This window comes from Kitasatospora sp. NPDC023118 (assembly GCF_055560875.1).
On sequence record NZ_JBVHHW010000094.1, the window covers coordinates 1 to 1,396 of the forward strand.

1 protein-coding gene is annotated in these 1,396 nt (G+C 68.3%); it reads right to left on the bottom strand.

What is annotated here, in order from left to right; genetic code table 11:
- Positions 1-21: 21 nt before the first annotated feature.
- A complete protein-coding gene (locus ACZ3UD_RS37705) occupies positions 22-1,224 on the bottom strand; it encodes an IS110 family RNA-guided transposase (protein WP_465598639.1) in 1,203 nt (400 codons plus the stop codon).
- Between the last annotated feature and the right edge of the window lie 172 nt (positions 1,225-1,396).

The window sequence follows — 1,396 nt, forward strand, 5'->3', positions numbered from 1 at the left end:
AAGGTGCCCCTATGGTTTTCGTCAAGCGGCGGTGACGGCCGGGGGTTCATAGAGGGTGCCGTCTCGGAGCATGGCGAAGAGCACGTCGATGCGTCGGCGGGCCAGGCAGACGAGGGCGGCGACATGGTGCTTTCCCTGTCGCCGCTTCTTGTCGTAGTAGGCGCGTGACTCGGGCTGTGACAGCGACGCGAACGCGGCGAGGTAGAAGGCTCGTTTGAGCTGCTTGTTGCCGCGGCGGGAGGGGTGCTCGCCACGAATGGAGGAGCCGGAGCTTCTGGTCACTGGTGCCAGGCCGGCGTAGGCGGCCAGGTGGCCGGCGGTCGGGAAGCTGCTGGCGTCCCCGACGTCGATGAGGATGCGGGCTCCGGTCCTGACCCCTATGCCGGGCACGGAGGTCAGGACCTGGGAAAGAGGGTGGGCCTCCAGCAGTTCCTCGATGCGGGCGGCGAGGAGTTTGCGCTGGCCGAGCACGGAGCTGAGTGAGCCGACGAGGCTGGGGACGATGAGCGCGGCGGCGTCGGTGCCGGGCACGACGACGCTCTGCTCGTCGAGGGCTTCGAAGATCTCTTCGACCAGGCGCTCGGCCAGTCGTGGGGCTTTGGGCCGCAGCAGTGTGACCAGGCGGCGTCGTCCGGCTTTCTTCAACTGGGCTGGGGAGCCGTGGCGTTCGAGCAGGGCCAGGATGGCGGGATGGTCCAGTCTGGGGCCAAGGACCCGCTCCAGCGAGGGGTGGATCTGGGAGAGCAGGCCGCGCAGCCGGTTCTTGATCCTGGTGGACTCGGCGGCCAGGTCGTCGTCGAACCCGACGATCATCTCCAGCTCGGCGACGGTTTCGTCGGACATCGCCAGGTCGCGGAGCGTGTGCGGCATCGTCCGCGCGGCGTCTGCGATGATCGCCGCGTCTCGGGCGTCGGTCTTGGCCTCGCCGGGGTAAAGGTCGGCGATCCTTCGCATCGTCAGGCCGGGCAGGTAGGCGACCCGGCAGCCCATGTCGCGGGCCACGGCCAGCGGCAGGGCTCCGATCGAGGCGGGTTGGTCGACCACCACCAGCACGGTGCCGTGCTTGGCCTTGAGCTTGCCAAACACCTCACGCAGCTTCGGTTCGGTGTTGGGCAGCCGCTTGTCGAAGACCCGCTTGCCGGCCGGGGTCAGGGCGGTGGCATGGTGCTCGCCCTTGCCCACGTCCAGGCCCAGGTAGACGTCGATGTCACCCGTGTCGATCACGCGCACTCTCCACAGCGGTCGTGCCCTCCCCGGCCTCACCTGCGGCATCAGCGTGCCGGCATCCACGTTACGAAGAGCCTGCGTCACCCGGGACGGGATCGGCGCTCGTGCCCCTAATCAGCGGTCTGCCAATGCCTCCGGTACCCGGTGACAGCACCTTTTCGATCATGAT